At 53.7% G+C, this 25,093-nt stretch carries 18 protein-coding genes and 1 pseudogene; 4 read left to right on the top strand and 15 right to left on the bottom strand.

Going from position 1 to position 25,093, the window contains the following annotated elements:
- Positions 1-108: 108 nt before the first annotated feature.
- Complete coding sequence (prpB, locus tag ACLD3P_RS03105) at positions 109-996, bottom strand: methylisocitrate lyase (RefSeq protein ID WP_000052223.1); 888 nt, start codon at positions 994-996, stop codon at positions 109-111.
- A 265-nt stretch (positions 997-1,261) separates the two neighbouring features.
- Between prpB and prpR the strand changes: the two genes are divergently transcribed.
- Complete coding sequence (prpR, locus tag ACLD3P_RS03100; protein WP_411006686.1) at positions 1,262-2,887, top strand: propionate catabolism operon regulatory protein PrpR; 1,626 nt, start codon at positions 1,262-1,264, stop codon at positions 2,885-2,887.
- Between the two features lie 135 nt (positions 2,888-3,022).
- Here prpR and yahO read toward each other — a convergent pair whose 3' ends face one another.
- On the bottom strand, positions 3,023-3,298 hold the full coding sequence (yahO, locus tag ACLD3P_RS03095) for a DUF1471 family periplasmic protein YahO (protein ID WP_000848026.1): 276 nt from the start codon (positions 3,296-3,298) through the stop codon (positions 3,023-3,025).
- A 231-nt stretch (positions 3,299-3,529) separates the two neighbouring features.
- Here yahO and ACLD3P_RS03090 point away from each other — a divergent pair, with 231 nt between their 5' ends.
- On the top strand, positions 3,530-4,162 hold the full coding sequence (locus ACLD3P_RS03090) for a LysE family transporter (RefSeq protein WP_000433131.1): 633 nt from the start codon (positions 3,530-3,532) through the stop codon (positions 4,160-4,162).
- A 38-nt stretch (positions 4,163-4,200) separates the two neighbouring features.
- Here the strand turns inward: ACLD3P_RS03090 and foxA are convergent, their stop codons facing one another.
- The 13 genes and pseudogenes from foxA to golT all read right to left on the bottom strand — a co-directional run bounded on the left by foxA (position 4,201) and on the right by golT (position 20,412).
- Positions 4,201-6,309, bottom strand: a complete 2,109-nt coding sequence (gene foxA / locus ACLD3P_RS03085; RefSeq protein ID WP_411006314.1) for a ferrioxamine B receptor FoxA — start codon at positions 6,307-6,309, stop codon at positions 4,201-4,203.
- Positions 6,310-6,454: 145 nt separating this feature from the next.
- On the bottom strand, positions 6,455-7,459 hold the full coding sequence (foxR, locus tag ACLD3P_RS03080; RefSeq protein ID WP_000074601.1) for a ferrioxamine uptake transcriptional regulator FoxR: 1,005 nt from the start codon (positions 7,457-7,459) through the stop codon (positions 6,455-6,457).
- A 95-nt stretch (positions 7,460-7,554) separates the two neighbouring features.
- Positions 7,555-7,747, bottom strand: a pseudogene (locus ACLD3P_RS03075) (hypothetical protein).
- Positions 7,666-7,851 (bottom strand): DUF2474 domain-containing protein, encoded by a 186-nt coding sequence (locus ACLD3P_RS03070; RefSeq protein WP_305954967.1) that lies wholly within the window; start codon positions 7,849-7,851, stop codon positions 7,666-7,668. Before ACLD3P_RS03070 ends, ACLD3P_RS03075 begins: the two are co-directional and overlap by 82 nt.
- Positions 7,797-8,807: a cytochrome d ubiquinol oxidase subunit II gene (cydB, locus tag ACLD3P_RS03065; RefSeq protein ID WP_000151038.1), complete on the bottom strand. Its 1,011-nt coding sequence runs from the start codon at positions 8,805-8,807 to the stop codon at positions 7,797-7,799. The genes ACLD3P_RS03070 and cydB overlap by 55 nt, the downstream gene beginning before the upstream one ends.
- The gene (locus ACLD3P_RS03060; protein ID WP_000393711.1) at positions 8,804-10,207 is read right to left on the bottom strand and encodes a cytochrome ubiquinol oxidase subunit I; all 1,404 of its coding nucleotides are present in this window, start codon (positions 10,205-10,207) and stop codon (positions 8,804-8,806) included. The genes cydB and ACLD3P_RS03060 overlap by 4 nt, the downstream gene beginning before the upstream one ends.
- Before the next feature lie 116 nt (positions 10,208-10,323).
- Positions 10,324-10,425, bottom strand: coding sequence for a small effector SsaA (gene ssaA / locus ACLD3P_RS03055; RefSeq protein ID WP_000934834.1), 102 nt, complete (start codon positions 10,423-10,425; stop codon positions 10,324-10,326).
- A 276-nt stretch (positions 10,426-10,701) separates the two neighbouring features.
- Positions 10,702-13,674: a type III restriction-modification system endonuclease gene (locus ACLD3P_RS03050; RefSeq protein WP_001628403.1), complete on the bottom strand. Its 2,973-nt coding sequence runs from the start codon at positions 13,672-13,674 to the stop codon at positions 10,702-10,704.
- A 9-nt stretch (positions 13,675-13,683) separates the two neighbouring features.
- On the bottom strand, positions 13,684-15,642 hold the full coding sequence (locus ACLD3P_RS03045) for a site-specific DNA-methyltransferase (protein ID WP_411006313.1): 1,959 nt from the start codon (positions 15,640-15,642) through the stop codon (positions 13,684-13,686).
- 188 nt (positions 15,643-15,830) lie between these two features.
- A complete protein-coding gene (locus ACLD3P_RS03040; protein ID WP_411006312.1) occupies positions 15,831-17,084 on the bottom strand; it encodes an MFS transporter in 1,254 nt (417 codons plus the stop codon).
- 291 nt (positions 17,085-17,375) lie between these two features.
- Entirely contained in the window at positions 17,376-17,570 is a 195-nt protein-coding gene (golB, locus tag ACLD3P_RS03035) for a gold resistance metallochaperone GolB (RefSeq protein ID WP_001159470.1), read from the bottom strand.
- A gap of 77 nt (positions 17,571-17,647) precedes the next feature.
- Entirely contained in the window at positions 17,648-18,112 is a 465-nt protein-coding gene (gene golS / locus ACLD3P_RS03030) for an Au(I) sensor transcriptional regulator GolS (RefSeq protein WP_001020583.1), read from the bottom strand.
- Between the two features lie 11 nt (positions 18,113-18,123).
- On the bottom strand, positions 18,124-20,412 hold the full coding sequence (gene golT / locus ACLD3P_RS03025) for a gold/copper-translocating P-type ATPase GolT (RefSeq protein ID WP_000083315.1): 2,289 nt from the start codon (positions 20,410-20,412) through the stop codon (positions 18,124-18,126).
- A 276-nt stretch (positions 20,413-20,688) separates the two neighbouring features.
- On the opposite strand from golT, the gene mdsA reads away from it, so the two are divergent.
- Both mdsA and mdsB read left to right on the top strand, forming a co-directional pair.
- Positions 20,689-21,915, top strand: coding sequence for a multidrug efflux RND transporter periplasmic adaptor subunit MdsA (mdsA, locus tag ACLD3P_RS03020; protein ID WP_001254860.1), 1,227 nt, complete (start codon positions 20,689-20,691; stop codon positions 21,913-21,915).
- Positions 21,912-25,079 (top strand): multidrug efflux RND transporter permease subunit MdsB, encoded by a 3,168-nt coding sequence (mdsB, locus tag ACLD3P_RS03015; protein ID WP_411006311.1) that lies wholly within the window; start codon positions 21,912-21,914, stop codon positions 25,077-25,079. The genes mdsA and mdsB overlap by 4 nt, the downstream gene beginning before the upstream one ends.
- Positions 25,080-25,093: the final 14 nt, after the last annotated feature.

Raw genomic sequence — 25,093 nt, 5'->3', positions numbered from 1 at the left:
TGTCCTCGTCATTTTTTTAATGTGTAGGATATTGAGGCGTGTAGGCGGGATAAACGTAGTGCCATCCGGCATTGCCTGATGGCGGCTTCGCCTTATCAGGCCTACAGGCTACGATTTTTTATTCCTGTACAGCGCGTCCAGCTTCTCTTCGAACTGGTAGTAATTGATGCTTTCATACAGCTCGTTGCGGGTCTGCATGATGTCGATCACGTTCTTTTGCGTCCCTTCCTGGCGCAGCACGGTATAGACTTTTTCTGCGGCGCGGTTCATGGCGCGAAACGCCGACAGCGGATAGAGCGCCATCGCCACGTTTGCGCTGCGCAACTCGTCGGTCGTAAACAGCGGCGTCGCGCCAAACTCAGTGATGTTGGCGAGGATCGGCACCTGCGCCACATCGGCGAACTGGCGGTACATCGACAGTTCGGTGATCGCCTCCGGGAACAGCATGTCAGCCCCCGCGTCCACGTAAGCCTGCGCGCGATCGAGAGCCGCCTCCAGCCCTTCCACCGCCAGCGCATCGGTACGCGCCATGATCACAAAGTTCGGATCGGTGCGCGCATCCACTGCCGCCCGAATTCTGTCTACCATCTCCTCTTTCGAGACGATCGCTTTGTTTGGACGGTGTCCACAGCGCTTAGCGCCAACCTGGTCTTCAATATGCAGCGCGGCGGCGCCCGCTTTGGCTATGGACTTTACCGTCCGCGCGACATTAAAGGCGGAGGAGCCAAAGCCAATATCCGCATCCACCAACAGCGGCAGCGGGCAAACATCCGTGATGCGCCGGATATCGGTTAACACATCATCCAGCGTAGAAATCCCCAGATCCGGCAGTCCGAGCGAGCCCGCCGCTACGCCGCCGCCAGAAAGATAGATAGCCTGATACCCGGCCCGTTGGGCCAACAGAGCATGGTTGGCATTAATAGCGCCGACAATTTGTAATGGATTCTCTTTAGCGAGCGCGGCGCGAAATGCCTGCCCCGGCGAATGTAAAGACATATCTCGTCCTCATGTTAGTAAATTGTTACTCAGAATGTATTCACCAAAGCAAAGGCTATGCCAGGCAAAGAGGCTGCGAGAAAATTAAATACAATGAGATTTAAAAACAGGTAATTACAGTCATTCCTGTTATGAATAAGCGCGATTAAGGGAAAAGAAAAACGTGTCAGCTAACGTTTCATGAAACGAATCGCTCCGTTTCATTGCAACATTTATGAAACACGTTTAAAACAAAAAATCGCCCCTTAAAGATGAGCCTACTGCGATGACGACTGCTCACAGCGCTCCGCGCGATAATAGCGATAAACCGGTGATCTGGACGGTCTCCGTAACGCGTCTGTTCGAACTGTTTCGGGATATCAGCCTGGAATTCGATCATCTGGCGACCATCACGCCTATTCAACTCGGCTTTGAAAAGGCGGTGACCTACATTCGCAAAAAACTGGCGACCGAGCGCTGCGACGCGATTATCGCGGCGGGTTCGAACGGGGCCTATTTAAAAAGTCGCCTGTCAATACCGGTGATCCTCATCAAGCCCAGCGGATTCGATGTATTACAGGCGCTGGCGAAAGCGGGAAAGCTCACCTCGTCTATCGGTATCGTGACCTATCAGGAGACCATTCCGGCTTTACTTGCCTTTCAGAAAACGTTTCACCTCTGTCTTGAACAGCGAAGCTATGTCACCGAAGAGGACGCGCGCGGGCAAATTAACGAACTTAAGGCCAACAGTATTGAAGCCGTCGTCGGCGCGGGATTAATTACCGATCTGGCGGAAGAAGCGGGAATGACCGCCATCTTTATTTATTCCGCGGCGACCGTTCGTCAGGCTTTCCATGATGCGCTGGATATGACCCGTCTGACACGGCGACAGCGCGTGGATTACCCATCCGGCAAGGGATTACAAACCCGGTATGAACTGGGCGATATACGCGGCCAGTCGCCGCAAATGGAGCAGCTCCGCCAGACGATTACGCTCTATGCCCGCTCCCGTGCGGCAGTGCTGATTCAGGGGGAGACAGGAACCGGAAAAGAGCTGGCGGCGCAGGCGATTCACCAGACGTTTTTTCACCGCCAGCCTCACCGTCAGAATAAGCCATCCCCTCCCTTTGTCGCCGTCAATTGCGGCGCGATTACCGAGTCGTTGCTGGAAGCGGAACTGTTTGGTTATGAAGAGGGCGCGTTTACCGGTTCACGACGAGGAGGCCGGGCGGGGCTGTTTGAAATCGCACACGGCGGCACGCTGTTTCTGGATGAAATCGGCGAAATGCCCTTGCCGTTACAAACCCGACTTTTGCGCGTACTGGAGGAAAAAGCCGTCACTCGCGTCGGCGGACACCAGCCGGTCCCGGTGGATGTCCGGGTGATCAGCGCTACGCATTGCGATCTGGATCGGGAGATAATGCAAGGACGTTTTCGCTCCGATCTCTTTTATCGCCTGAGTATTCTGCGTCTGACGCTTCCTCCTTTACGCAAGCGGCAGGCTGATATTTTGCCGCTGGCGGAAAGCTTTTTAAAACAGTCGCTGGCGGCGATGGAAATTCCGTTTACCGAATCGATACGTCATGGATTGATACAGTGTCAGCCGCTTTTGCTGACCTGGCGCTGGCCCGGTAATATTCGCGAACTGCGTAATATGATGGAGCGCCTGGCGCTTTTTTTAAGCGTCGATCCCGCGCCAACGCTGGACAGGCAATTTATGCGGCAGTTATTACCTGAGCTTATGGTGAACACAGCAGAACTGACGCCTTCAACCGTGGATGCGCACACGTTACAGGATGTACTGGCGCGCTTTAAGGGCGATAAGACCGCGGCAGCGCGTTATCTGGGGATTAGCCGCACCACTCTGTGGCGTCGTTTAAAAGCTGGTGCCAAAGACCAGTCGGATAATTAAGACAAATGACAGCGTCCTGAATGCCTGATGGCGCTACGTTTACTGCAGGCCGTCATCCGGCAAAACGGATGCCGGTTGCCAGGAATAAAAATACCCGCCGGAAACCCAGGCGGGTATTTTTATGATGCAACGCTTTTATTTCTTTTTATAAATATCAGCCGTACCATGAATTTTATTTTCTGTCTGCCCGGACGTCAGCACCACCACATCCGCCCCTTTTTCATCCGCCTTTTTGATTAAATCTTCTCTGGCGTCCAGCGGCGACATTTCCCCGGTGGTGGAAATCGTGCCAATTTTCGTGTATTCGGAGGCGACTTTATCAAAGTCCGTTTTTTTCATGATTTCTGCGGCATAAACGTTTGTCACGACAAACGCTAATGCGCCAAGCATAACCTTGTAGCCAGTTTTCATAGCAAAACCCTCGTTTTATTATTACGCCATCATCGCTTTATCAGAACAAAAAGGCCGTTCGGACTGATTAAATAAGTAGTGTAGATTGCTGGAAAAATCCAGTCAGCCCCCGCTCTGTCGGCGTAACAACGCGGATTAAAACGCCCCTGCTTTGTGATCTCACTCGCAATCATCTGGTTTGACTATTAATAAGATGAAGGTTATTTCTTGAGGCTAAGAGAAGAGTTGCCTATGGAGCCGTTTCATGCCGTTGTGCTTACCGTCAGTCTGTTTGTGTTAACCTTTTTTAATCCCGGCGCGAATCTGTTTGTGGTGGTGCAAACCAGCCTCGCATCAGGACGCCGGGCGGGAGTCATCACCGGCCTGGGCGTCGCCACGGGAGACGCCTTTTATTCCGGGCTGGGGCTTTTCGGTCTGGCGACGCTCATTACGCAATGCGAAGCGGTATTTTCTCTTATCAAAATTGTCGGCGGCGCCTATTTATTATGGTTCGCCTGGAACAGTATTCGCCACCAGGCGACGCCGCAAATGAGCACGCTCCAGACGCCAATTGCCGCCCCGTGGACAATTTTCTTTCGCCGGGGATTAATGACCGATTTATCCAATCCGCAAACCGTACTGTTTTTTATCAGTATTTTTTCCGTAACGCTTAGCGCAGAAACGCCCACATGGGCAAGGTTAATGGCCTGGGCCGGAATTGTGCTGTCATCCGTTATCTGGCGTATTTTTCTCAGCCAGGCCTTTTCGCTCCCCGCAGTCCGCCGCGCTTATGGACGAATACAGCGCATTGCCAGCCGTGTTATCGGCGCCATTATCGGGATGTTTGCGCTCAGACTTCTCTATGAAGGCGTGACGCACCGCTAGTTTGCCCGGTAGCCTTTGCTACCGGACGATAAGCGTTATCAAAACGCCCATGACACGCTGCCTACAATGCTACGCTCGGCGCCAAAATAACAATAAGAGAGCGAATTACAGGCAGCGACATAGCGTTTGTCCGTCAGGTTATTTACGTTGAGCTGGGCGCTCAAGCCATTTAACCCAATGCTGGATAAATCATACCCTACCACCATATCGACCAGTGTATAGGACGGCAACGTGTGGGTATTCAGGCGATCGCTGGTCACGCCGTTGACGTACCGGATGCCGGAGCCCAAAGTCAGCCCCTCTAACAGACCGCTTTTCACATCGTAGCTTAGCCAGGCGCTGGCCTGGTTCCGTGGAGCATAAACCGCGCGCTTACCCTGCTCTTGCGGGCTACTTTTCTTATAACGGATATCAGTATAGGTATACGCCGCCTGCAAACGGACGCTATCCGACAAATGGCTAATGGCCTCCAGTTCCACCCCTTTAGACTCAATTTCACCAATCGAGCGGTACGGATCGGTAGGTTCTTCTTTGGTCGCGATATTGGTTTGGTTAATACGATACACGGCGGCGCTAAACTGGCTATTCCCCCCCAGCGGTTCGTATTTTACCCCCGCCTCCCACTGCTTGCCTTTCATCGGTTCCAGCACATTGCCGTTTTCGTCGGCGAAGCTGGTCGGCGTAAACGCGGTAGAATAACTGAGATAGGGGGCGACGCCATTGTCGAACAGATAAAGCAACGCAGCACGGGTGCTGACGTTGTTTTTATCGAGATCGCTGCGTGAATCATGAAGTTTGTCGATGTTATACACGCTGACCCGATCGTAACGACCGCCCAACGTAAAGCGCCAGCGATCCCATGACATCTGATCCTGTAAATAGTATCCGGTCTGCCGCAGCTTATGTTTTTCACGGCTATACAACGTAATGTAATCCGGCTGAGCGCCATAAACGGGGTTGAAAGCGTCAATCGGCGGAAACGCGCCATAATAGCCAGTAGTATGATTACTGCGATCCTGATAATCGATCCCCACCAGCAGACGATGATTAATCGCCCCGGTATCCACGCTGCCGTCGAGCTGATTATCCAGCGCGATAGCCGACATTTTCTCCCCGGAGCCGGAATAGCCGCGATTCAGCGCCGTTTCATTCAACCAACCTGCGGCATAGACCTGATTCAACGTCACTTTGGTATGCAAATAGCGCAATTTTTGCCGTACCGACCAGCCGTTATCGAACAGATGCTCAATGTTATAACCCACCATATTTTCACGGCGATCGTATTTGTCGTAGTCATCTTCACCTTCAAAGAAAGTGTTAGAAATTTTTCCGCCGTTATAAGGTACAACCGTGCCTTGATAAGGCAGTCCGGAGTGGCTACCGCCTTCCGGATCACGGTGCAGATAGGCCATAAGATCAAGACGCGTCCGATCGGTAATTCGCCAGGTCAGGCTCGGCATCAGCGCATAGCGTTCCTCTTTCAAGGGGGTAAACTGCGAATCGGCGTAACGTGTCATGCCGCTAAGACGCGCCGCCACACGTTCATTGTCATCCAGTGGGCCGGTCACATCAAAAGCCGCCCCGCGCTGGTTGTGATTGCCGGCAAACAGCTTCACCTCTCCCCCGGCATCAAACGCCGGTTTTCGCGACGTCAGCGCGACAATGCCGCCTGGCGATGAACGTCCATACAGAACGGACGCCGGGCCGCGTACCACCTCAATATCTTCCAGAAACCAGGGGTCAACCACCAACGAACTGTGCGAATTGGTGTCGCCCATCATTTTTAACCCGTCGAGATAGACGTTATCCAGACTACCGTCCGAAAAACCACGCAATACGATGTAATCAAAGCGGTTAGACGCGCCTATCTGATTACTGTATACGCCTGGGGTGTAGCTGACCGCCTGACGCACGCTGGTTGCGCCCTGCTCTTCAAACTGCTGGCGGGTAATAATGGATACCGACTGCGGCGTTTCAATATCTGGCGTCGCCAGCTTGGTCGCGCCACTCTGAACGGGCGAGGTGACAATGACGGTATCATTTTTTGTGGTTTCCTGGGCAAAAAGAGGAAAAGTCGCGCCGCCGATAGCTCCGCCTATCAATAGCGCCATACGCGTTGTCGCAAACATGAACATCTCCAAAGGCATCTTTATTGTAAATAAGAATTATTACCTTTTAGAGATGACGGACCACTATGCGTAACGCCAGATTGCCTATGCGCAATGATAAAAAATCACCCAAAGCGGCAGAAAACCGGGTTAGCGGCGGATATTACCGCTCTGGCGGAGCGCGTTACGCACAGTGTCGGGACGCCGTCAGAGACGCGTCACGCAGCTCGCCGGGCGAGCAGCCATAACGCCGACGAAATGCCGTCGCAAAGTTTGTGGCATGTTGATAGCCTGACATCCAGGCGGCCTGCTGCACGCTGTATCCCTCCATCAGATAACGACGCGCGCGCGCCAGGCGGCAATCGCGCAGATAATCAAACACGGTACACCCATAGGCATGGCGAAACTTGCACCGCAGGCTACTTGGACTCATTGCCGCCCGACGCGCCAGTTCGTTCAGCGTGTAGGCTTTTTCCGGCGTCTGCTCCAGTAAACGCCGAATGAGCTCCAGCCGCTGGTATTCACCGGTGACGGGAAGCCCGCGTTTTTGCGTTGCGGGCTGACATAGATTTAGCGCATAGCCCAGCAATTGCAGCATGATGCCTTCCAGCATTAACTGGCGTGACGCCGCATGAGGTCCGGGCTGCTGCGCATAGCGTAGCCCTGAAAGCAGAAACTCCGGCACCTGCCAGACCCTCGCCGAGGCTGCGCTATTTTCCCACTCGTCTGCCAGCGAGACAGGCAAACGCTCCCGCCATCCGCCGTCCGGGTACATTCCCAGCGACAAGGTGCGCAATTTACTGTCTGCGCCGTGATGGGCGCGTATCGTCTGCTGCTCACTCAGTTGCGAGCAAAACGCCATCCCCGCGCTCAACAAAAAGGTCTGCTCATTGACAGCCAGCGCGACGTTACCTTCCAGCACCACCAGCATATACAGCGGGCTGCTATGGCGAGAGGTGGTTTCATAAGGTTGTAACACGTGAACATCCGAGCGTGTAATGCAAATCCCGCCGGGAAGCGCTATCTCTTCGATATCGCCATGAAGTACGGGACTACTCTGCGTATACTGCGGTAACGCAGGGAAGCGGTAATCAATGCCATAACGCTCGCCAAACGCGATGAAATCGCTGACGGAAAAGATCTTTTTCATCGCCGGGGCGGCGGAAGAGTGACAGGAGATCGGAGACATTATCAATACCGTTTATCTGCGTTATACCAGAGCGTTAGCCACTGTGTAACCATATCACTGCGGCCCGGGAACGACAATAAAGATGAGAATAATTATCAACCGCTATTGAGGGGAGAGATAAGGCGAGCAAAGGTGATCGATAAACGCCGATCTGTCGATAAAAACGCGCTTTCGCGAGAGACGAAAGCGCGTCCGGGGGGTATCAGTCAGGAGCGAAATCCTGCGGAGGTCATGAGCAGTCTGAATAACATTCCGACGCCCGCCAGCAGAAGCACGCTGGCGCACCATATCGCAACCATCCATACGACTCGCCGCGACCATTTTTTCACTTTAACCATCAGTGATATCCCTCTCCATGTCGCACTTTTCCACGGAAGACGTAGTAGCTCCAGAAGGTATAAGCCAGAATAATCGGGATGATTATCAGCGCCCCAACCAGCATAAAGCTTTGACTTTGCGGCGGCGCGGCGGCGGCATACAGCGAAATATCCGGTGGAATAATATTCGGCCAAATACTGATGCCTAACCCGCTGAACCCCAGAAAAATCAAACCTAGCGTGAGAATAAATGGACGCGCATGGGATTCTGGTTTTTTCACGCTGCGCCATAGCCAGACGCTAAAAGCCAACACCAGCACAGGCACCGGCAGGAAGTAGTATAAATTGGGCAGCGTGAACCAGCGCTCGGCGATGTCGTCGTGGGTGAGCGGCGTCCACACGCTGACGCCTCCCATCACCAACAACAAGACGATCAACAACGGGCGCGACAGCGCGCACATCCGGCTATGCAGTGGATCTTCGCTTTTCATAATCAGCCAGGTAGCGCCCAGCAGCGCATAGGTGACGACCAGACCGACGCCGCAGAACAGGTTAAACGGTGTCAGCCAGTCAAGCTGCGAACCGCTAAAGGTTCGCCCTTCCACCTGAAAACCGCTCACCACCGCGCCCACCACAACCCCCTGGGCAAAGGTCGCCAGGATTGACCCGACGATAAAGGATTTATCCCAGAACGCGCGATGCGACTCGGTGGCTTTAAAACGGAATTCAAAAGCGACGCCGCGAAAGATAAGACCAAGCAGCATAACCACCAGCGGGATAGTCAGCGCGTCGCTGATGACGGCGTAAGCCAACGGGAACGCGCCAAAAAGCCCGGCCCCGCCCAACACCAGCCAGGTTTCGTTCCCGTCCCATACCGGCGCGACCGAGTTCACCATAACATCGCGATCGTGTTTATCACGAATAAACGGAAACAGGATACCGACGCCCAGATCGAAACCATCCATTACGATATACATCAGCGTGGCGAACACGATAATAGCAAACCAGATAACCGGAAGATCGATGGTCATTCGCGTTTCTCCTGCTCAAGCGATTCTCCCACGGCAGAGATAGGACGCGCGGGTCTGCCATCGGTTTCAGCGGTCGGTGTCTCCGCCGGCTGCGGCCCTTTCTGGATAAGGCGAATCATATAAATATAGCCAACCCCAAAGACCAGGGAATAGACCACAAAGAAGGCCAGCAAACTGATGCTCATCTGCAAGGTGCTGTGCGCGGAAACCGCATCACGCGTTCGCAGCAGGCCATAGACCACCCACGGCTGACGTCCTACTTCAGTCGTCACCCATCCGGCAAGGATGGCGATAAGCCCGGACGGCCCCATCCACAGCGCAAAGTGCATAAAGGGCCGCGAATGATACAGTCGGCGTCGGTAGCGTAGCCACAGGCTGGCCAGCCCCAGGAAGATCATCAGTACGCCCATGCCCACCATCAGACGGAAAGACCAGAACACCACGGTAGAGTTGGGGCGATCCTCTTTGGGATAATCTTTTAGCGCAGGCACCTGTTTGTCCAGGCTATGCGTCAGGATCAGACTGCCCAACGCCGGGATCTCAAGCGCATAGCGGGTCCGTTCCGCCTCCATATCCGGCCAGCCTACCAGCGTAAGCGGCGTTGGCTCGCCGGGCGTATTTTCCCAGTGCCCCTCAATCGCGGCAATTTTGACCGGCTGATGCTTCAGGGTATTAAGGCCGTGCATATCGCCAATCAATGCCTGAACGGGCGCCACTACGACCGCCATCCATAACGCCATTGAGAACATACGGCGGATAGCCGGCGTATCGTTACCTTTCAGTAAATGCCAGGCAGCGGACGCGCCGACAAACATCGCGCTACTTAAAAACGCCGCAACGGACATATGCAACAGGCGATACGGGAACGACGGGTTGAAAATCACCGCGAACCAGTCCACCGGGACCACCTGACCGTTGTGAATTTCAAATCCCTGCGGGGTATGCATCCAGCTGTTAGACGCCAGAATCCAGAACGTCGACATTAACGTGCCCAACGCCACCATACAGGTAGACAAGAAATGCAGGCCCGGCCCGACTTTGTTCCAGCCAAAAAGCATCACGCCTAAGAATCCCGCTTCCAGGAAGAATGCGGTGAGCACTTCATAGGTTAATAAAGGCCCGGTGATACTGCCGGCGAACTGGGAGAAACCGCTCCAGTTCGTTCCGAACTGGTAAGCCATGACCAGACCGGAGACCACGCCCATCCCGAAGTTGACGGCAAAAATTTTGAGCCAGAACTGATAGAGCGAGCGCCAGACAGGATTACGCGTTTTTAGCCATAAACCTTCCAGTACCACCAGGTAACTGGCTAAGCCAATCGTAATCGCGGGGAAAATAATATGAAAAGAGACGGTAAAGGCAAACTGGAGTCTCGCTAAAAAGAATGCATCAAACTCCATGTTCCCTCCCGTTTATATATAGTCACTTCGTGTAAAATATTCACTGTTCGCAACCAGGTTGAAACGAAACGGTTATTTTCCCCAAACGTAAAAACGTCGGGGAATATCCAGATAAATTACGATTTTTTTTGCGGCTGGCTGTCAGGCTTATCGCCCGACTCTGGCGCTTCGGAGGGGTCGTCTTTTTCGACAGCGAAACGGTAGTATCTATTTAGCATAACATGTCTCCCTTAGTTACATTCAATTGGCAATATCTACCTGGCCGTTATAAAAATAACGGCAAAACAAAAAAACAGCGTCCTCAAGACTATTTGCAATTTCAGCAAAATACGCTTAGCTGAAAGTTAAGAATAGACGTAAAACGATAACCTTCAAGTCAACGCGGTTTACGGGACGGGGGATTAGCACAGGGAGAATGACCGCAACGCTCGCTGCGCGGCGGCCATTTTATATGGTCTATCAAAAAGATAACCGTTAAGGTCCATTCAAACCCGTTAGTTTACCTTCCCCTCAATCAAACCATTGATCGTAGAAAATACCGCCGGCGCGCTGGTCGCTTCCGCAAACTCGACATTGATATTTTGCCGACGCAGCATATCGAAGAATTTACGTTGCGCATCAAGAATAACCTGATCGCCTACGCGCATATTTTCTGCTTTAGTTTCAACCAGTAAATAAACACTGTCGGCGTCCTGACGCTCAATACGGTACACAAAATCCGGCGTAGTAGAGCCCCCCGTATATTTGGGGATCTGAATGGCCCGCTTAGGCAGTTTGCCAAACACAGAAACCTGTTGCGGATAATCGTATTTTAATAGCGGCAATTCTGGATCGACGCTGTCATAACGCAACGGCGGTATTTGATAGAGAGAACGGGGATCGTCTATCGCATTCTCATCCACATTTTTCCCCACAATTTCAGCGCTAATCTCCTCTCTGAACTGCCGTGCCGTGGAATCAAATACCGACGTTGAAGCCTGAAAATCGAGAGGCAGATAATCGTGGCGCTGCGCAAAATGCGCATTAATCCGCGCCTGTAATGCGCGGGTCATATTGTCCAACGAGATCTCGCTTAAATAACGTGAATCTCCGTGCAAAACATCACGCAGCATCGCCATTAACACCGGGTGCAGGACGTTAACCGGCAGACTGGTACGTAACGCCAGTTGCTTAAGAAAATGGCCATATTTCATGCCCGCCATAAATTCGCTGGCGGCTAATTCGCCTTCCCGCTGCGCCACTTCAAAACGGCCATTATCTTCATTCGATACCAGCCGTTGTTGCACCTGGCTTGGCTTCTGGCGTATATACAGCGCCGGATCGCGCAGCACCTCGGCGGCAATCTGTTCCAAAGAAGCGCCGCTACGCTCGAATTGCAGCATATAACGGCGGGAAAACTGCTCCCAGATACTGCTAAGTTGTTCCCAATTCTCTTTGCGTAACCTGACTCGCAGCCGGGAGGCGGGCTTATTGTCACGAATACGATCCGCTCGCACCCGCGCCTGCGTCAGCTCAGGGTAGAACTCCAGTAGCCACGCAAAACCACTTTTGGTTTCTCCGTTAAGCGTGACGCTGGGTTTAAACTCATTACTCCGGTTGATCAGTTTTTTATCATCCAGATCTTCCAGCAAACGAAGCTCCGTAAACGCAGGATCGACTTTTTGTCGCTCGGTGACGATGAGTGTGATCATCGCCTCATCCAGTTTCTGCTCGTTAAGCTGAACTTTGCTGTCGCGATTAATCTCATCAACCAGCATACTGGCAAACGTTTTTTCATCATAACCAATCAGAAACGACAGCCGGGACGGCCACTCTTCCTGATGAACGCGATGACCGTTTTCATCTACCGGTAGCCGCAGGCCGCGCCCCACTTCCTGAATTTTGCTCGACTCGCTACCGGAAGAACGTAATTTAGCAATGACAAAAACATTCGGGTTATCCCAGCCTTCGCGAAGCGTCCATTTTGAAAACAGAAAGCGGCGCGTTTCCCAGTTGCCGTGATGGTCTGAAAAACTGAGCAACTTCTCTTTATTTTTCAGAATATCATCTACTTCAGCCTGGATCGCCTCATCGCCGCTTCCCCGGTCTTCGCCAAAGTAACCAGCGTGGACGTTTTGGTTATCCGAGTGCAGGCTGGCGAGCGTGGCCTGCAGAAACGACAGATACTCTACTTCTCGCGGCAGGGTCTTGCGCTGATAATCGTCAATCAGTTGCGTCAGTTTCTTTTTCAGCAAACGCTCAAAAGTGACTTTCAACCAGCCTTCGTCATCACGATAGCTTTTAATACTGTCAATAAAGAAAAGGCTTAAGGTCTTAATACGCGGGGCATTATTTTCTGGCTCATTGCTGCGTAAGAAATTTGCCTGCTCGGTATCAAAATGCTTATCGATAGCGTCCTGAATAATCAGTTCCTGGTAGCTCGCGCCAAAGGTTCCTGGCACCAGCGCCATCCCTGCCTCCAGCTCCAGATCGTTCGACAACATTTTACTGCCGGCATATTCGATACTGCCTTCAAATCCTGCATCGACATCGGCGAGATTTTCGCCCACGCCAACCTCGGCAATTTTGCTCCCCCGTCGGAGGATTAATTTCTTTGCCGTGACGCTGTCAACGATATAACGATTGTTGGCCTGTTCTTCGGGGAGATTCGGGTAATAAATATCAATACCTTTCACCAAACCATCGTTAAAACTGTCCACCGCGTTGAGATCAAACTGCGGTTGCCGGCGATAGTAATCTTTACGTACACATTTATTTTTACCCTTACCTTCGACAATATCCGGGAAGGTAGCGCCAAAGCGGACGATCATTTGCGGCTGAATAGCCTGAATCGCTCGATAAAATTTGTTATCTCGCGCAAAACGATGCGGTTCATCAATAATGACCACCGGTCGCGTCATTTGCAGCCCTTTAACAGGCGACGTCAGCCCACCCAGGAGCGTTTGATCGTAATCGTCTCGCGTCATACTGGCGGAATTGAGCATTTGCGCATTGATCAGCAAAACCTGAATCGTATGGCTATCACGACGGCTGGCATCAGTAAAACTTAATAACTGGGCCGGAAAATTTTTACGCCCCGACTTTACTTTAAAATCACCGGCGTTAATGGTGCAAAGTTCCATCCGCGTATTTTCGTAGAACTGTGAAAAATGCTGTCTGGCGTAATCGCTGATGATAAAGTTCCGCGCGCCTTCTTTAATGGCTGGCGTCGGCACCACCAGCACAAATTTGAAGAGGCCATAGTTCTGATGCAGTTCATACATCAACCGGGTATAGACATAGGTTTTACCCGTCCCGGTCTCCATTTTAACGTCAATATTGGCCTTATCGTCGTAACGTCCCTTAATCAGCGGATTAGCATAGTGATTATGATCGGCCTGCGCGTGATCGATACCGGTGAAACTCGCCAGAATCGCCGCTAATGCCTGTTCCTGATGGGGAAGTTCTTCCAGTAAAATATTCATCATCATCCCCTCTTAATAACGCTTCACCAGGTTCACTTTTTGATCAAGCTGTTTTAAGCCGATTTCCAGTTCACGAATGGATTCAAGGTCGAAAGAGTAGCCGTAAATGACAATGGTCTGAACCGGAAGCCGGTGCGTACCAATGTGGTTGAGAAGATCGCGGGTCTGCTCGGTTCCCCATCGTTCATCAATCAGATACAGGCGCGTATTATCAACATACCTGGCGCAATAGCCGGAAAAATCAACGCTCTGTACGTCAATATCCATTTTATAACCATCGGCGACCAGCCATGTCGTTAATAAGGTCTCTTCGCCGCTTGCGCCGCCCGGCACGCCCAATCCTCTGGCGGAAAAAGGATTGATCATGTCGGTAAATCCTGACTCGGTAAAAGCGGCCAGTTGACCGCTGGTATTGATAAAATGGCCGGTAGCAATATCGAAGCTATCCAGATCGTCCAGCGTCTGCTGTGTCGGAGTGGCAAAACGATAATGTTTAAAACCGAGATCGCTATTGGTCGCGGGATTGTTGGCGCGGATCTTCGCCGCAACGCGTGTAATTCGCTCGCGGCTGATTTCATCAATAGTGCTATAACCTGCTTTTTTCGCGATAGTGTTATTGCTTAATGCCTGATCGATAGTACACAGAATAAACGTGCGCTGCCCCCCATCTTCTTCATTCAGCGCCATCACCGCATGGGCCGTGGTGCCGGAACCGGCAAAAAAGTCCAGAACGACGCCGTCTTTATCGATAGCGAGCTTGATAATTTTCTTCAATAATGCGGTCGGTTTCGGCGTATCAAAAACGTTGTCGCCGAAGAGATCCAGAATCTCCTTTTTCCCCTCTTTATTCGACGCTACGTTATCCCAGTAATTGGTCGTTGGCTGCCCTTTACTGTGGTGCGCGTACATGACTCGCTGGGGAATACCGCCGTTATCTTTGCCAAAATAGACCAGATTATCGGCCACCAGTTTTTGGTAACTGGCTTCAGGATAAGCCCATAGTCTTTCGTGTACCGTACCGTTCGGCGTGGTAATTTTATAGGTATAGCCGCCGCCGCTCAGCCCTTTTGACACCGTTAACGGCACCGGTCGCCATTTCCCTTCTGGAAACTGTTCGGTCGGTTCTTTATAGGATTTCTGAATATACTCTTTAGAAAGCGGTTCTAAACGTAAAGCGCCCTGACCGGTTTTGGCGTAAACAAGAATGTATTCTCCCTGGATGGAAACGTTATCAGAGTCGTTAGAAATCTCTTTTTTGCGCTTCCACATCACATTGGTGACAAATCCGCCTTCGCCAAAAATCTCATCCATCATTAATTTAAGATTGGCGTACTCATTATCGTCGATAGAGATAAAAATAAATCCGGTATCTTTCAGGAGCTTCCTGGCCAGGAAAAGACGCGGATACATGAAAGATAACCACGCGGAGTGCGTCGATTTACCCTGAATGGATTTTAAACGTGCCAGTTCAGTATCATTAAGACCAAACATATCCTGCAACGCCCGATCGCTATATTCAAAATGATCGGGGTAGACAAACCCGTCCGATCCGGTGTTATAAGGGGGATCGATATAGATCATATCGACGGTATCGGCGTAATTATTTTGCAGATGGCGTAACACATCCAGATTATCTCCGGTCAGAAAAAGATTATGGCTGTTTTTATTTTCTGCCAGAGTATTGTGTTCCACGTCAGGAACGATAACGGTAACGGATTTTTCACCCGCCTGTTTTTTTGCGTAATCTTTACCAATAAAATCAATCTGATAACCGCTAGTCAGCTCATCAATATTACGCGCTTTCAGCGCGCGCTCAAATTTGGCGAGATCAAATCCGCCTTTCGCGATCAGTTCGCCCTGCTCGTTATAGCGATCGGCGGTAAAAAATTCCGGTAATGCACGTTGTAACTCAGACAGAAAGGCGCTATTCGGGGCAACAGACTCGTTGTGTTTTTGGTTATCTTTCAACATGATATCTTCGCTCCGTTGATAATTTTAAGGTCCAACAATCAATTTCTTATAAAGAAAAAAGTAAGCGATGATTGTAATGGTCACGAAAGGCAGATGCCATCATTAACCTTTGTTGTTCGTTGAAAGGGCGTGAAAACCACGGGGGGAAGGCGTGCTCCCGGCGACAGTATGCGCCAGGAGCGTAGTGTTTACGTGCGATGACCGACGGCCGACTCCGGGAGGGCGTCGCTATCTGTACCGGAGATGACGACTCCCCGGGTCTCGCGACCAAATGCCACAAATACACAGATTAAAATAGCCACCGAGCCAGCCACGATCGCCATTGCCAACCCGTAATTGCCACCATGCGTTTCCGCGATGCGGGCCTGTAACGTCGCATTAACCGACGCCAGTAAATTACCCAGTTGGTAAACAAACCCTGGCAGCACGGCGCGCGCATTCGCCGGAACCAGCTCGTTCAGCCAGGTCGGCACGACACCCCAGGCGCCCTGCACCATAAACTGCATCAGGAACGCGCCCAGGCCAATCGTGAATGATCCGCTGGAAAATGCCCATAGCGGGAGTACCGGAAGCGCAAGAAAGGCGGCGATCATGATCGCTTTTTTACGCCCAATACGTTCCGATAGCGTACCGTAGAAAATACCGCCGAGCATGGCGGCAATGTTATAAAAAATCGCAATGATACTGATCAGATGCGGATCAAAACCATGCTGCATCTTCAGGAAGGTAGGATAGAGATCCTGCGTGCCGTGACTGAAAAAGTTAAAGAACGCCATGACCAGCACCAGATACAGACACAACTTCCACTGTTTGCGCAGAACAGGAAGCAGCGCGGTATTCTCTTTACGCGCTCTGGCCGCCAGCCAGACGGGGGATTCCGGCACTTTAAACCAGATATAAGGCAGCAAGACAACAGGCAGGGCGCCAATCAGGAACATGCCGCGCCAGCCTACCATACTGTAGAAGAGGCCAAAAATAACCGAGGCGAACAGATAGCCGCAGGGATAGCCCGCCTGAAAAATGCCCGACATCAGGCCACGCGAACGATCGGGAATGGTTTCCATCGCCAGTGATGACGCAACGCCCCATATCCCGCCCATCGCCACGCCGTACATGACCCGAAAAATCAGAAATGCCATGAAGGTGGGCGACCAGGCGGAAAGCAGTTCAAACACCGTGAAGAACAGAATATTGAGCATCAGTATCGGTCGACGTCCGTACTTTTCCGCCATTCGGCCAAATAGCAGCGCGCCAATGGGACGTACCGCCAGGGTCAGCATAATCGCAATGGAAACGTCCGATACGGAAGCGTGAAACCATTCGGCGAGATCGCTAAGTACAAAGACAAGGATAAAGAAATCAAACGCATCCAGCATCCAACTGGTAAAGCTGGCAAACGCCACATGTCGTTGTGTCGTCGTCCAGTTCAGGGGGGTGTACATAGGTAGTGTCCTGCATCAAAAAATAACATCAAGCTTTGAAGCGGCGAAACGCTGGAGCGCTCCCGTCGTCAAAGCGACGTAACAAGGTAGCGTTGCGCTACTCATTTGTTATCTTTTTGTATATAGCAGGTAAAATGTTAGCAAAAATAGACAAATCATTACATATTATTAACAAAGCTTACTGGCACATGATTTGTCACAGTTTTTATGGGGATTATCTCATGCAAAGAAAAGCGAAGCGTGGCTAGCGTATCGCGACCGGCCTGTCGCCAGACCGATCGCCATTGACGATTACCTCTCGCGCGGCGGGAAACCGGCCTTTTGCAGGGCGGCGGCAATCTGCTCCGCGGATAGCGACGTTTCAACGTCAACCAGACGCGTCGCCGGGTCAGTTCTCACCGTCGCATTAGCATCGAGAGTCAGAATTGTCTTTTTTACCGTACTGGCGCAGCCGCCGCAGGTCATGTCATCAATATGGAACTGCATGGTGAACTCCTTTTGTGTGGGAACTGTTGCCAGTCTGGGCCTTGCCAGTGTTGGAAGGTCAAGCGTAATCTCAGGACTTACAGACGCTTTGCCAGTCCGTGGCGACGAGGACGGCGCAATACCGCTCCGGTACGCGCCTCCGGCTCGCTATCGTCAGGTTGTCCAAGCGTATGCAGAATGGGGCAATCTGGCAGCGCGTCGCCGGCGCAGCAGTGAATCAGCGCTTTGAGGGTTTGCGCCATGTGCTGCATGTTCTGGATACGTCTGTCCAGTTCATCAATGTGCGTCTGCGCCAGGCGTTTGACGTCAGCGCTTTGCCGCGACTGGTTATTCCAAAGATTCAGTAAGTCGCTGATTTCAGCAACTGAAAAGCCGAGGTCGCGCGCGCGGCGTATAAAATGCAATTGATTAACATCAGCCTGGGTATAGGCCCGATAGCCGGAATCCGTCCGACTTGCCGCGGGAATCAGACCAATCTGTTCATAGTAGCGAATCATTTTGGCCGAGACTTTCGATGCTTTAGCTGCTTTACCGATGTTCATGACGCTCCTCCTCATGTCGTGGATGTGTCGGATGGGGTTGCCATCGGCGCCCGGAAACGGCGCAGCCGCAAAGCGTTGCCCAGCACGAACACGCTCGACATCGCCATCGCCCCTGCGGCGAATACAGGTGACAATAATATGCCCCAGACCGGAAATAGCGCGCCTGCCGCGACAGGAATCAGCGCCGTATTGTAAGCAAAGGCCCAGAACAGATTCTGGTGGATATTGCGGATGGTCGCTTTAGACAGCGCGATAGCATTCGGCACGCCTTGCAGGTTGCCGGACATTAGTACGACGTCGGCGGATTCCACCGCCACATCGGTGCCGGTGCCAATCGCCAGCCCCACGTCGGACTCCGCCAGCGCTGGCGCATCGTTGATGCCATCGCCGACAAACGCCACCTGCCCATACGCCGCTTTCAGGCGCCGTATCGCCTCGACTTTCCCTTCCGGCAATACCTCGGCGACCACGTCATCAATTCCTAACTGTCTGGCGATAGCCTGTGCCGTGCGGGCATTATCGCCAGTGATCATGGCGACCTTAATGCCGAGCTGATGTAAAGCGTTAATTGCGGCGGGCGTACTGGGTTTGATCGGATCGGCCACGGCGATAATCGCCGCCAGTTGACCGTCAATAGCCGCATAGAGCGGCGATTTCCCTTCCTGTCCTAACCGTTCGGCGGTGGTGGCGAAGCCGCTAATATCCACGCCAATTTCGCGCATATAGCGATCGGCCCCCACGTCAACACGCGTACCGTCAACGGTAGCGTATACGCCCATCCCGGTCACCGATTCGAAGCCGCTCATGCCTGGTAGCGCGATCCCTTCCTCTTCTGCCGACACGACAATCGCACGGGCAATCGGATGCTCTGAACGCGATTCTACCGCCGCGACTTTCGCCAGCACCTCACGGCGTTCAAAGCCGCTGGCCACGTCGAGATCGGTCAGTACCGGGCGGCCTTCGGTAAGCGTCCCGGTTTTGTCTACGGCCACCACCTTAGCGTCTTTGAGTAGCTGTAACGCCTCCCCCTTACGGAACAGCACGCCCATTTCCGCCCCACGACCGGTTCCCACCATAATGGAGGTCGGCGTCGCCAGGCCCATCGCGCAAGGACAGGCGATAATCAGCACCGCAACGCCATTGATTAGAGCGAAAGTCAGCGCTGGCGACGGCCCAAACGCCAGCCATACCACAAAGGTCAGCGCAGCAATAAGCATTACCATTGGGACAAACCACAGCGTCACTTTATCCACGACGGCCTGAATCGGCAGTTTTGAACCCTGCGCCTGTTCCACCAGACGAATGATTTGCGCCAGCATGGTCTGTCCGCCGACGGCGGTCGCCCGCAGCGTGAGCGCGCCTTTTTGGTTTACGGTACCGCCCACCACCGCGCTTCCTGCGGATTTCTCTACCGGTATCGGTTCGCCGGTAATCATCGACTCGTCAACGAAGCTGCGGCCTTCGGTCACTTCGCCGTCAACCGGTATCCGCTCGCCTGGCCGAACCTCCACACAGTCGCCCAGCACAACCTCGTCGACAGGGATATCCACGATGCGGCCCTCGCGTAACACATGCGCGACCCGCGCCTGTAGCCCCACCAGACGTTTAATCGCTTCGGAAGTCCGCCCCTTCGCCCTTGCCTCCAGAAAGCGCCCCAGCAGAATAAGCGCGACAATCACTGCGGCGGCCTCGTAATAGACGTTTACCGTCCCTTCAGGCAACAGGTCGGGCGTAAAGGTCGCCACCAGCGAGTAGCCGAATGCCGCTGAGGTTCCCACGGCGACCAGCGAGTTCATGTCCGGCGCCAGACGCGCCAGCGCCGGGAACCCTTTAAGGTAAAAACGGCGACCGGGGATCGTCAGCACCAACAGGGTCAGTGCAAATTGCCAGTACCAGCTTTGTTGCAGGCCAATCGTTTTTATCACCCACTCGTGCATACCAGGAATAAGGTGCGAACCCATTTCAAGCACAAAAACGGGGAGCGCCAGCACGCTGGCGAGAATCAGATCGCGCTTCAGCCTGACGCGCTCGGCCTCTTTTTTCTCTTCAGAGTCGTCTTCGCCCTGCCCCGCCGTCTCTACCGGTCGCGCCTCATACCCCGTTTTTTCAATCGCCGCGATCACCGCCTCCGCCGACGCCGTCCCGCGGACGGTGGCGCGCTCCGTCGCCAGATTCACCGTAGCGTCCGTTACGCCAGGCACAGCCTTAATACCTTTTTCAACGCGAGCGACACACGACGCGCAGGTCATACCTTCAATAAGTAAGCTTATCGTGTCGTGACGATTTTCTGACTGACTCATGACGACTTCCCCATCCTGACTATTCGGTATCAGAAAGCCTAAAGCTTGCCATTGTGGGAAGGTCAAGCGTATTCAGGCTGCACGGTTCGGCGAGAATGTGAGATGGCTCATAAAAGAGGATGATGCGAGACATTTACGCCACGATGCCGCCCCACGCCCCGTAAAAACCCGTCAGGAACGCTTGACCTTTCCTTCGTTGTAACGCCTAGCCTTTGCCAAAAATTCTGCGGCAGCGTTGCGGAATGGCCGACACGCTGCGGTAAAGAGGGAAACGACATGCGTAGAACATTCAAAATTATGTTGATAGCCGGCGTCATCGCCGCCATCGGGGGCGTGATTTACATGGCCGGCGAAGCACTATGGGATAAAGGCAACGCCGTCGGCCCACCGGCCAGCGCGCCGCCTCCACCGTCGGTACCGGTTGCTAAAGCCCTTAGCCGCACACTCGCGCCTACGGCGGAATTCACCGGTTTTCTGGCCGCGCCGGAGACCGTGGAGCTGCGTTCGCGCGTGGGAGGAACCCTTGACGCCGTCAGCGTTCCGGAAGGACGTCTGGTAAGCCGCGGACAACTGCTGTTCCAGATCGATCCGCGCCCGTTCGAGGTCGCCCTCGACACCGCCGTCGCGCAATTACGTCAGGCTGAAGTACTGGCCCGCCAGGCGCAGGCGGATTTCGATCGCATTCAACGACTGGTCGCCAGCGGCGCCGTATCACGTAAAAACGCTGACGATGTCACCGCCACGCGTAATGCGCGACAGGCGCAGATGCAATCGGCCAAAGCCGCCGTCGCCGCAGCGCGCCTTGAACTCTCCTGGACCCGTATTACCGCGCCCATTGCCGGACGCGTTGACCGCATACTGGTGACCCGGGGCAATCTGGTCAGCGGCGGCGTAGCGGGTAACGCCACGCTTCTGACGACTATCGTGTCTCACAATCCCATGTATGTGTATTTCGATATTGACGAAGCCACCTGGCTGAAGGCGTTACGGCATACCCGCTCCGACAAAAATCCACCGGTAGTCAACATGGGGTTAACCACCGATAACGGGCTGCCTTATCAGGGCGTACTCGACTTTATGGGCAATCAGATGAACCGCAGCACCGGCACTATCCGGGCGCGCGCCGTGATTCCTGACCCCGACGGAATGCTTTCTCCCGGCCTGTTTGCCCGAATCAGTTTGCCCATCGGCGAGCCGCGGGAAACCGTGCTAATTGACGATCTGGCGGTGAGCGCCGATCAGGGCAAAAACTATGTGCTGATCGTCGGCAAGGAGAATCAGGTGGAGTATCGTCCGGTTGAGCTGGGACAAATGGTCGATGGACTCCGCGTCGTTACACAGGGAGTACAGCCGGGAGAAAAAATCATCCTCAAGGGGCTGGTGCGTCCTGGCATGACCGTTGCGCCGCGTCTGGTGCCGATGCGGCAGAATGTGACCGATAAACAGACCGCGACATTGACTAAAGCGGACGGCGACAGCGCGTCGAAGGCGGTGCGCCAATGAAATTCACCCACTTTTTCATTGCACGCCCCATCTTCGCCATCGTCCTGTCGCTGTTAATGCTGCTGGCTGGCGCTATCGCCTTTTTAAAACTGCCGCTGAGTGAATATCCGGCCGTTACGCCGCCCACGGTACAGGTTAGCGCCAGCTACCCCGGCGCTAACCCGCAAGTGATTGCCGATACGGTAGCCGCGCCGCTGGAACAGGTGATCAACGGCGTTGACGGCATGTTGTATATGAATACCCAGATGGCCATTGATGGTCGCATGGTTATCTCTATCGCCTTCGAACAGGGAACCGATCCTGATATGGCGCAAATTCAGGTGCAAAACCGGGTATCCCGCGCGCTGCCTCGCCTGCCCGAAGAAGTCCAGCGAATTGGCGTTGTAACGGAGAAAACGTCCCCCGATATGTTGATGGTGGTCCATCTTGTCTCGCCGCAAAAACGCTATGACTCGCTTTACCTGTCTAACTTCGCCATCCGGCAGGTTCGCGACGAGCTGGCCCGTTTACCCGGCGTCGGCGATGTTCTCGTCTGGGGCGCGGGCGAGTACGCCATGCGCGTCTGGCTGGACCCGGCGAAAATCGCCAACCGCGGTCTTACCGCCAGTGATATCGTTACGGCGTTGCGGGAACAAAACGTACAGGTCGCCGCCGGTTCCGTCGGGCAACAGCCGGAGGCCTCCGCCGCTTTTCAGATGACAGTAAACACGCTGGGCCGCCTGACCAGCGAAGAACAGTTCGGCGAGATTGTGGTAAAAATCGGCGCTGACGGCGAGGTGACGCGACTGCGTGATGTCGCCCGCGTCACGCTGGGCGCAGATGCCTATACGCTGCGCAGTTTACTGAATGGCGAAGCGGCGCCAGCGTTACAGATTATTCAAAGTCCGGGCGCCAATGCGATTGACGTGTCTAACGCGATTCGCGGCAAAATGGATGAGTTGCAGCAAAACTTCCCGCAGGATATCGAATACCGGATTGCCTATGATCCTACGGTCTTCGTGCGCGCATCGCTACAATCGGTGGCGATTACGTTGCTGGAAGCCCTCGTGCTGGTCGTCCTTGTCGTGGTGCTGTTCCTGCAAACCTGGCGGGCGTCCATTATTCCTCTGGTGGCGGTTCCCGTTTCGCTGGTCGGCACCTTTGCCTTGATGCACCTGTTTGGCTTTTCGCTGAATACGCTTTCGCTGTTTGGTTTGGTCCTGTCGATAGGTATCGTTGTCGATGACGCCATCGTTGTGGTCGAAAACGTGGAACGGCATATCTCGCAGGGCAAAAGTCCCGGAGAGGCGGCAAAGAAGGCGATGGATGAAGTCACTGGTCCCATTCTTTCTATTACCTCGGTGCTAACGGCGGTCTTTATCCCTTCCGCATTCCTGGCGGGCCTGCAGGGTGAGTTTTATCGTCAGTTCGCGTTGACCATCGCTATTTCGACCATCCTTTCGGCCATTAACTCGCTGACGCTCTCCCCTGCGCTGGCCGCCATTTTGCTAAGACCGCACCACGATACTGCGAAGGCTGACTGGCTAACGCGGTTGATGGGCACGGTCACTGGCGGTTTTTTCCATCGCTTTAACCGTTTCTTCGACAGCACGTCGAACCGCTATGTTAGCGCCGTCCGTCGGGCCGTGCGCGGCAGCGTCATTGTGATGGTGCTCTATGCTAGCTTTGTGGGGCTGACCTGGCTTGGCTTCCATCAGGTGCCGAACGGGTTTGTGCCTGCGCAGGATAAATACTATCTCGTCGGCATCGCCCAGCTCCCAAGCGGCGCATCGTTGGATCGCACAGAGGCGGTCGTGAAACAGATGTCCGCTATCGCGCTGGCGGAACCCGGCGTTGAAAGCGTCGTCGTCTTCCCCGGCCTGTCGGTTAACGGCCCGGTAAATGTGCCAAATTCGGCGCTGATGTTCGCCATGCTAAAACCCTTTGACGAGCGTGAAGATCCTTCACTTTCCGCTAACGCTATCGCCGGAAAGCTAATGCACAAATTTAGCCACATTCCCGACGGGTTTATTGGCATCTTCCCGCCGCCGCCGGTTCCAGGGCTTGGCGCGACGGGCGGCTTTAAATTGCAGATTGAAGATCGTGCGGAACTGGGATTTGAAGCGATGACAAAGGTGCAAAGCGAGATTATGTCTAAGGCGATGCAGACGCCCGAACTGGCCAATATGCTGGCCAGTTTCCAGACGAACGCCCCGCAATTACAGGTGGATATCGACCGGGTAAAGGCGAAATCAATGGGGGTATCGCTCACCGACATCTTTGAAACGTTGCAAATTAACCTCGGCTCGCTTTACGTCAACGATTTCAACCGATTTGGCCGCACCTGGCGGGTGATGGCGCAAGCCGATGCGCCATTCCGTATGCAGCAAGAGGATATCGGCCTGCTTAAAGTCCGCAATGCGAAGGGCGAGATGATCCCGCTTAGCGCTTTCGTCACGATTATGCGCCAGTCAGGGCCGGACAGAATCATCCATTACAACGGCTTCCCCTCGGTAGATATTAGCGGTGGACCGGCTCCGGGCTTCTCCTCCGGACAGGCGACGGACGCGATTGAAAAGATCGTGCGTGAAACGTTGCCGGAAGGGATGGTCTTCGAATGGACCGATCTGGTTTATCAGGAAAAACAGGCCGGCAACTCCGCGCTTGCTATCTTTGCGCTGGCGGTGCTGCTGGCCTTCCTGATCCTGGCGGCGCAGTACAACAGTTGGTCGCTGCCCTTCGCCGTCCTGCTTATTGCGCCTATGTCATTACTCTCGGCCATTGTCGGCGTGTGGGTATCTGGCGGAGATAACAATATCTTTACGCAGATTGGTTTCGTGGTGCTGGTCGGCCTGGCGGCCAAGAACGCCATTTTGATTGTCGAGTTTGCCCGCGCCAAAGAACACGACGGCGCAGACCCGCTGACCGCCGTGCTGGAAGCGTCCCGCCTGCGTCTGCGTCCTATCCTGATGACCTCATTCGCCTTTATCGCAGGTGTAGTACCGCTGGTACTCGCGACGGGTGCCGGCGCGGAAATGCGACATGCGATGGGCATCGCCGTGTTTGCCGGCATGTTGGGCGTCACGCTCTTCGGCCTGTTATTGACGCCTGTATTTTACGTGGTGGTTCGCAGGATGGCATTAAAGCGTGAGAACCGCGTTGATTCGCATGATCAGCAAGCATAATGATGGGAATGGCA

This window comes from Salmonella sp. 741265073_HBA, assembly GCF_046569105.1.
GTDB classification, from domain to species: domain Bacteria; phylum Pseudomonadota; class Gammaproteobacteria; order Enterobacterales; family Enterobacteriaceae; genus Salmonella; species Salmonella enterica.
The sequence above is the reverse complement of the archived record's forward strand: the minus strand, read 5'-3'. Positions and strand labels throughout refer to the sequence as shown.

Bases quoted from the DNA above. Each gene is read 5' to 3' on its own strand.
- prpB (WP_000052223.1), bottom strand. From the start codon at position 996: ATGTCTTTACATTCGCCGGGGCAGGCATTTCGCGCCGCGCTCGCTAAA.
- prpR (WP_411006686.1), top strand. From the start codon at position 1,262: ATGACGACTGCTCACAGCGCTCCGCGCGATAATAGCGATAAACCGGTG.
- yahO (WP_000848026.1), bottom strand. From the start codon at position 3,298: ATGAAAACTGGCTACAAGGTTATGCTTGGCGCATTAGCGTTTGTCGTG.
- ACLD3P_RS03090 (WP_000433131.1), top strand. From the start codon at position 3,530: ATGGAGCCGTTTCATGCCGTTGTGCTTACCGTCAGTCTGTTTGTGTTA.
- foxA (WP_411006314.1), bottom strand. From the start codon at position 6,309: ATGCCTTTGGAGATGTTCATGTTTGCGACAACGCGTATGGCGCTATTG.
- foxR (WP_000074601.1), bottom strand. From the start codon at position 7,459: ATGTCTCCGATCTCCTGTCACTCTTCCGCCGCCCCGGCGATGAAAAAG.
- cydB (WP_000151038.1), bottom strand. From the start codon at position 8,807: ATGACCATCGATCTTCCGGTTATCTGGTTTGCTATTATCGTGTTCGCC.
- ACLD3P_RS03060 (WP_000393711.1), bottom strand. From the start codon at position 10,207: ATGGAGTTTGATGCATTCTTTTTAGCGAGACTCCAGTTTGCCTTTACC.
- ssaA (WP_000934834.1), bottom strand. From the start codon at position 10,425: ATGCTAAATAGATACTACCGTTTCGCTGTCGAAAAAGACGACCCCTCC.
- ACLD3P_RS03050 (WP_001628403.1), bottom strand. From the start codon at position 13,674: ATGATGAATATTTTACTGGAAGAACTTCCCCATCAGGAACAGGCATTA.
- ACLD3P_RS03045 (WP_411006313.1), bottom strand. From the start codon at position 15,642: ATGTTGAAAGATAACCAAAAACACAACGAGTCTGTTGCCCCGAATAGC.
- ACLD3P_RS03040 (WP_411006312.1), bottom strand. From the start codon at position 17,084: ATGTACACCCCCCTGAACTGGACGACGACACAACGACATGTGGCGTTT.
- golB (WP_001159470.1), bottom strand. From the start codon at position 17,570: ATGCAGTTCCATATTGATGACATGACCTGCGGCGGCTGCGCCAGTACG.
- golS (WP_001020583.1), bottom strand. From the start codon at position 18,112: ATGAACATCGGTAAAGCAGCTAAAGCATCGAAAGTCTCGGCCAAAATG.
- golT (WP_000083315.1), bottom strand. From the start codon at position 20,412: ATGAGTCAGTCAGAAAATCGTCACGACACGATAAGCTTACTTATTGAA.
- mdsA (WP_001254860.1), top strand. From the start codon at position 20,689: ATGCGTAGAACATTCAAAATTATGTTGATAGCCGGCGTCATCGCCGCC.
- mdsB (WP_411006311.1), top strand. From the start codon at position 21,912: ATGAAATTCACCCACTTTTTCATTGCACGCCCCATCTTCGCCATCGTC.